At 46.6% G+C, this 7,655-nt stretch carries 1 protein-coding gene; it reads right to left on the reverse strand.

All coding sequences use genetic code 11. From position 1 onward, the window contains the following. Positions 1-264: 264 nt before the first annotated feature. The gene (locus QUB35_RS33185; RefSeq protein WP_445252039.1) at positions 265-7,356 is read right to left on the reverse strand and encodes a CHAT domain-containing protein; all 7,092 of its coding nucleotides are present in this window, start codon (positions 7,354-7,356) and stop codon (positions 265-267) included. Positions 7,357-7,655 lie beyond the last annotated feature (299 nt).

Genomic DNA, 7,655 nt, shown 5'->3' on the forward strand with positions numbered 1-7,655 from the left:
TAAAAAGATAGTAGTCAATCGATTTTAGATTTTAGATTTTAGATTTTAGATTTTAGAATTGAAGCATTGACTTGCGCGAGATAAATTCGGGGGCTCCTTTATCGGATACAGGTTTTTTATTTCTGGACGGATGAATCACGTGGCGGGTATCCTGGATGCTTGATTGTCAGGGATACTCTGGACGCCGGACACTGGGCCGTGTTGTTTGCCTACAGATATCGCACCCGACATGGCGCCGTGCCGTTTCCCTACAAATATCGCCTATTACCAAGGACTGCCAATTATTGTGAATCCGGCCCAAAAGTTCGGGTGAGAGAAATCTGCATTTGCTACTTGTGTGGCTTGATTAATGTCGATCGCGCCTTGAGTTCCCCGCAATTGACCGTCTTTTACTACAATTTGTTTGTGGATCATTGCCAGTTGAGCTTTTCTGAGGGCTTCAGCTTTAATTGGCGCTGAACGCAAATTGCCATAAAACTCGGTCATCAACGCCAAAGTGCCGATATCATTAACTTTCCACAAACTCGCTACCGCTGATTTGACACCGCTGCGGACGGCCAGTCCAGCAAATCCCATTTCTGCTGTATTGTCGCCGATCGCAGTTTGGCACGCACTCAGCACTAATAATTCTACTTGTCGGCGATCGTACCACTTCGCCAACCTAAATTCATCCAGCGCCAAAGAGCTGTCCCACAAATCAATCTCAGCTTCTTTTCTTCCATTTTCGCCTTGAGGAAAACTGGCGTGAGTAGCTAAGTGAACGATTCCAAATGCCTGTTGTTCTCGCTGTTTTCTCAGGTTTTCTAGGGTAAATTCTTGATTGAGAAAAGAGCGGCCTTGCCACAAGGGAAATGCTGCTTGATTTTGCGTTTCTGTTCTCCTCCCGGCGATCGCAGATAATTCGATCGGCACCGCAGCCAAACGCTCTTTCTTGGTGTGTGGAAACTCTGAAGCACCCATTGCTAAAACTTGAGCGTTTTTCAAACTTTGATACTTTGTGTTACTCAGGCTGACACTGGGAATTGAGCCGAGGCTGTACTTTTCTACTAGAAATTGCTTGCCGTCGTGCAAAGCGGATAGTGGCAGTTGGCGCAAACCTGCATCGAATGAAAAAATTAGCGTATCGATATTTAACGATTCCAATTCTTTAGATATTGGTGCAATTAACCATTGATAAAGTTGCTGCGCGTTTTCCAAATATGCTGTATCTTGGGAACTTTGTGGCTGTGCCAAATAGCCCTGAAAAAGATTCACAGTTTTTAGCAGTGTTTTGCTGTTAACCGGCGCTTGTTTGAGAATAGGAGGCCCGTCGGGAACTACTAACACTAGCGACACTTCTTTGAGCCGGACGATCGCGTAAACAATTACAGCTTGCTTCCCGGTTTCCTCCTTAATTGTTTTGAGAGTTTCTCTCAGATATTGAACGTTGATTTTTTTATCGGTGAAATTTTCCCCATAATAATTTTCGTAGTCTTGTTCAAAGAGTTGGTCAATTAGGGCAACAGCATCATTAGCATTGCCTTGGTCTAAAGTTTGTTCGACGAGCGATCTGCTAATTTGTGAGGGAAAGAGATTTGGGATATCTGCGGGTAAGGGATTTTCTGCGATCGGAGGGGGAATTGGCGCTGGTGCGGGAATTGGCGCTGGTGCGGGGGCAGGAGTTGGAGTTGGGGCTGGTGTTGGTGCGGGCGCTGGAGTTGTTGCTGGTGCTGGTGTTGGTGCGGGTACTGGATTAACGGGAGGTGATTCTATTTGCGGCAGAGAGATTTGGGGAATATTTACCAACCAATTAGTAGGGTTTTCAGCAGGTTGTTCTGGAAGAGGCGTCTCGGCGGGAGGGGGATTTAAGACTATGTATCCGTCGGGTTGTTCGGTGGAAGAAGCGCCAAGCTGCGGCGGGTTTTCGGGAGGGTTTTCTGAAGCTGGGATAAAGGTAAGATTGGGTGTTTCAACAACGGGCGGTATGTCGATCGATATTTGTCGATTATTGTCTAGTTGGAAGCCAACTCTGGTATTTCCAGTTTCAGGATTTAGCTCGAAAGAAGTTTCAGCACCCAATAAATCGCCAATTAAAAAAGCTAAATTTTGTTGGGGAGTTTGGCTGGGGCTGACAGCGGGTGCGGGGACGGGTGCAGGCGCGGGTACGATCGCACTTACAGGCGCGGGTACGATCGCACTTGCAGGTGCTGGCTGAATCTGAGTTAGAGGCTGGGTTACGGAGGCAAGAGGGGCTGTGGGCGAGGGATTTGGTGGGTTTGAAGGTGGAAGGGCGATCGCAGGTTGAGTGGCGAGGGAGGAGTTGATTTGGGAAACAGAGGGAAGGGTAGGCCTCGAAGCTATGCGGGCAGCAGCGTTTGGGGTTGTGGGTGTTGAGGGCTGTGTGGGGCGCGCGCGGGGTGGCAGTACGAATGAATCGGGCAATTGAGGTAGTTGGAAGTCGATGGGAAAACCAGGTATCGGATCGGGTGTTGCCGAAGGTGCGATCGAAGTTTGGGGAATTGGGGCAGGTGGGATAAATATTTGGCGAATTGGGGAAGGTGCGATCGAGCTTTCCGGTGTTGGGGCAGGTGCGATCGAGCTTTCCGGTGTTGCCGAAGGTGCGAGGGGTAAACGTGGTGGGAGTTGCGGTGGGGGTGTGGGTGCGGGCGCTGGAGTCGGTGTTGGGGAAGGCGCTGGAGTAGCTGCGGCTGTGGGTGCAGGCGTTGGAGTAGCTGCTGGTGTCGGTGCGGGCGTTGGAGTAGCTGCGGGTGTCGGTGCGGGCGTTGGAGTAGCTGCGGGTGTGGGTGCGGGCCTTGGAGTAGCTGCGGCTGTGGGTGCGGGTGTTGGAGTAGCTGCGGCTGTGGGTGCGGGTGTTGGAGTAGCTGCGGCTGTGGGTGCGGGTGTTGGAGTAGCTGCTGGTGTGGGTGCGGGTGTTGGAGTAGCTGCTGGTGTGGGTGCGGGTGTGGGAGTAGCTGCTGGCGTGGGTGCAACTATTGGCGGCGGTACGGAAATAATTTGAATGCGATCGGCATCCTGTTTGTGAGTATAGAGATATTCGCGATCGGGCAAAATTGTTTGAATAGGATTAGAATTTCCCCTAGTAATTGCACCCGCCGTTCCATTTATGGCAGAATCACCGACAATAAACGGCGTTAATCCTGCGCCTCCGTGGCGGATAATTATAGTACCGCCGCTGCTATCTCCAGGACTTCCAGCCGTAGAAATGCTAGCATTGATGCCGTTTCTGTCTGTGAAGGAATTGAGCGATCGAAAAAACATTCCCATCAGAATCTCCACATTTCCGCCGATACCGCTGCCCTGACTCTGAGCATCAATTTGACTCACAGTAATATTGCCAGAAGTGCTGCGGTTATAAGCCGTGACATTCCCTGCATTCCCCTGCGCCGAAGAGTCAATTTTACCAACAGTAATACTTCCGGTAGCGTCGAGCAAGATACTGCCGCCATTACCAGCAGACGAGGTATTGATATCGCCCGCAGTAATATTAGTTCCAGCATTCAAATCGATATTGCCGCCCGTGTTAGGGGAAGTCGCATCGAGATTTTGGGTTGTGATTTCTCCGTTCTCACTAAACAAAGAAATTCCGGCGGGTGAGGTAATATTTTTGGTGGTAATATTATTTGTAGTAATAATGTTAATTGCAGCGGGACTTTCGGGGATATCATCTTGAATATTGACGCTGTTGAGGGGAGCAACACTGCCCACAGCACCACCAAAGTCAACACTTCCGGCATCGGGTTGAACAGTCAGACTGTAAGGCCCGTCAACTGTAGACTGAAAAGTAATATCGCCCGTTTCTAAAATTTTAACCGACAGGTTATCACCTAATGTTACCGGAGCGTTAAAAGTAATATTATTGCGGTTGGTTTCGATCTTGCCACTGGCAGTAATAGAGTCATTTGCCTTGACATCAATATTGCCACCAGTCACAGTAATACTGGGAGCGAAGGTGCGGGAATTAATATCAGATGTCGAAACAGTTCCTTGAGCATTTATGGTGATATCTCCGCCCTTACCATTTGCCGCAGCGGTAATAATTGGGCCGGCAGTTGTGTCGATATTACCGCCGCTTTGAATGCGAAGATTGCCGCTATTGGCGTTGAAGCCACTTAACAATAAAGCGCTACCAATTCCTGCCGTACTGATGTTGGTTGCGGCTTCGAGGGAAATATTGCCGCCGTTGTTGCCGCCGATCGCATTGATGATTCCTGCCGTAGTGTCGATCGCCCCGCCGCTTTTAAACGTGATTGAGCCGCCGTCTTGAGTACCACTGGCTTGAATACCACGAGTAGTAATGTTGCCAGTGCTGGCGGTAATATTAACACTTCCACCCTGCAATTTTCCGCCAGAATTGACATTACCTATTTGAATATTACCGTTAATCGTAGATAGAGTAATGTTGCCACCATTCCCATTAGGAGAACGAGTCGATAATAAATCTAAGCTATATCCTGGTATTTCACTTGGTGTTTCTATGCCATTCTTAGCTTGGAGGTTGATATTGCCAGCATTGCCACTAATATTAGCTTCGGTATTGAGAATGCCTGTGCTAATTTTACCATTCATGCTAGTGAGGCTAATATTACCGCCGCCAGTATCACCTGGTATGTACACGCCTGAAATGCTTAGAAGATTAATATCGCCATTAGCCAAAATGGTTACATTACCGCCAGTACCCTTGCTGTCAGATCGGGCATCTATGGAGCCAGCTACTGAGTTTGCCGATCCAATAGAGATCGCACCTCCACTTGAAAGAAAAATATTACCAGGAGTATTACCAATTGTATCGATCTGACCTGGAGAAATTATAATGTCACCATTGGTAGTCTTGAGGGTAACATTCCCACCCGTTGGGCCTTGAGGGCCACCAGCGCTGATGCTATTCCCAATAAGATTAATTCCATTACCAGCCTCCATAGTTATATTACCACTAACACCATTACGAGAATCGGAATTAACACTCCCTTTTAAGCTAAGGCTCTTATCACCTATCAACGTTATTGCCCCACTATTTTGCAAGGCAGATGAACCAATGCTATTAGTAGTAATATTGCCGCCCGCACTGAGATTAATTGCGCCACCTCTGTTAGTTGAAGTGAACAAGGAACTTTGCAACTGACTTGTAATGATATCGCCCTTAGTGTTGGTAATATTAATATTTCCCCCCTGCAATATACCAAAAGTATTTACGCTACCAATATTAATATTTCCATTAGTAGTAGATAAAGTAACGTTGCTGCCATTGCCGTTACTAGAAGTACCCGCGATAATTCCTGTTGTCGCTGTTGTGATGCCGCTGTTAGCTTGAATGGTAATATTTCCCGCAGCGCTATCGCCCGTTGTATCGATCGTTCCGATATCGATTGAACCGCCACTCGTAAGTGCTATCTGCCCGCCGTTTTGATTCGCCTTTACATTGAGATCGCCAGTCGTAATAGTGCCACCTGCATTCAAAGTAATATCGCCGCCCTTGTTGACACTGCCAGTGCCCAAACTAACTCCAGTAGAAAGTGCACCTGTAAGGATGTTGCCTCCAGCAGTTAAAGATATTATACCACTACTATCATCCATTGTCTGACCTGTATTAATACTTCCTGTTTGAATGTTGCCTGTGGCTTGCATAATTATAGGGACTGTATTATTTAAAGTAGGACTATAAGCCGCAAAATATCCTGTTTGAATGTTGCCGCCAGATTGCAAACTTACCGATCTAGAACCGCCCCAAATCAATTCATAACCCGTAGGAGGGCTACCATAAGCTGTAGCGGTAGAGGTAATTGTTATATTGCCATTAAAAATAATATTTCCCGTACCCGAAGTCGTATCTATTTTGATAGATGGACCTATATAAGTTCCCGAAATAATAATGTCACCTATAGCTTGCATAATTACAGGCCCTGCGTTCTTGGTTACAGAGATATAAGTATCAATCCCTCTTGTTTGAATCTTGCCGCCAGATCGCAAAATTACTGCTTGCGAAGTACGCAGAATAAATTCATCGGTGCCTGGAGCACCGCTAGTAATAGTTGTGTCTGGACTCGTAATACTTATATCTCCATTAAAAGTAATATTTCCAGTACCCGAAGTTGTATCTACCTTGAGGGAAGCCCCCGTATATCCCCCAGAGATATAGTCATTGGGCTGCGTAAATATTGGATCATATAAACTGATAAAATTAGCAGGTTGGCCCGAAAAATCGAGAATTGACATATTATTGCCACTGCGAAAGTGAGCATCTGTAGATATGATGCCATCACTCACTAAAGTCAAATTTCCGCCGCTGACAAAAGGCGTTTGCAAAAGATGATTCAGCGCCAAAATATCGATACTTTGATTTCCCTGAATGTAGAGATTACCGCCAGCATTCGCCACAAACGGATTTGCCACACTATCGCGCACTCGCACTGTATTGTTAGCCAGCAAATTCAAATCGCCAGTTGTACGCAACAGACTTTCAACTAATGTCAAATTGCGATTAGCTGACAGCGTTGCAGTCTCCGCACTTACTTCTTTAGCAGCGACATCTCCATTCTCTACCTGCAAACCAGAACCAGTTAATTCTATTTGCCCTCCAGCGTTGACTGTCACCCCCGTTGCACTTCCTCCGCCACCAGTCAACAACTGCGGCAAAGATGCAACCGGCAACACCCAATTTTGAGGCAAACTCCCCGCGACAGATTGCGGCTGAATCTCCAAACTCAACAGATTTCCCGGTTGACTAATTCTGACTAAACTCTCCCCCGGTACAGCCGCAACAGTAATATTTCCTCCCGGTGCAGAAAGTTGTCCCGTACTCAAAACCGTGCCGCCCAATAAAGTTAAATTTTGCCCTTGTCCCACAGCCAAATTGCCTAAATTGACAATTCCTCCCGGTTGTGTATTTGTAAAAGCAAAAGTATTCGGATTTCCGACTAATTGAGTATAATTATTTGTACCAGTCGCACTAAACCAGTTATTGCCAAAACCGATGCCCGTCGCAGTAGTCGCAGTGAAAGCAGCAGGCACGTTCAAACTGGCATTTGCACCAAATACAATGCCCGCCGGATTCATTAAAAATAAATTGGAATTGCCGCCAGTTATTTGAATTAATCCGTTAATCAGCGAAGCATCGCCGCCGACAACTCGCCCTAAAATATTGCGGATATTGGGGTTTGATATAAAATTAGCAGTTTGTCCTTGAGTTAAACCAAATTCTTGGAAACTGTGAAATAGATTTGCACCGTCGCCGGATTGTTGGCCGCCGTTGATGTTGAATTGGTTGCCGCTGGGAGTAATTTGAGTATTGGTTCCGTCGGTTGCGGGGGTAATTTGGGCTGTGGCTGTTTGGGATGGGAAGAAAAGTCCTAATTCCCACATTGCTAAGGTGGTGAATGAGAGAAAGGTGAGGAAAAAGCGGTTTTTTTTGTGTGTTGATTTCATGGTTTTGTTAGTAGATATTATGCTCGTATATTCATCAACAATAGATTATAATATCACCATCCTGTAGGGGCGGGTTCACCGAAATATATGACACCCAACGACGAATCGTAAAACCCGCCCCCACCCCACCCAAATATTAATAATTAATTGAATTTAACCATAAATTGATGTTATTTGGGGTTGTTGGTTGGGTGGGGGCGGGTTTATTAAAATTGTTTTTGGGTGACAAAATTAGT

Source organism: Microcoleus sp. B13-B6, assembly GCF_036705405.1.
Taxonomy (GTDB): domain Bacteria; phylum Cyanobacteriota; class Cyanobacteriia; order Cyanobacteriales; family Microcoleaceae; genus Microcoleus.

Bases quoted from the DNA above. Each gene is read 5' to 3' on its own strand.
- QUB35_RS33185 (WP_445252039.1), bottom strand. From the start codon at position 7,356: ATGTGGGAATTAGGACTTTTCTTCCCATCCCAAACAGCCACAGCCCAA.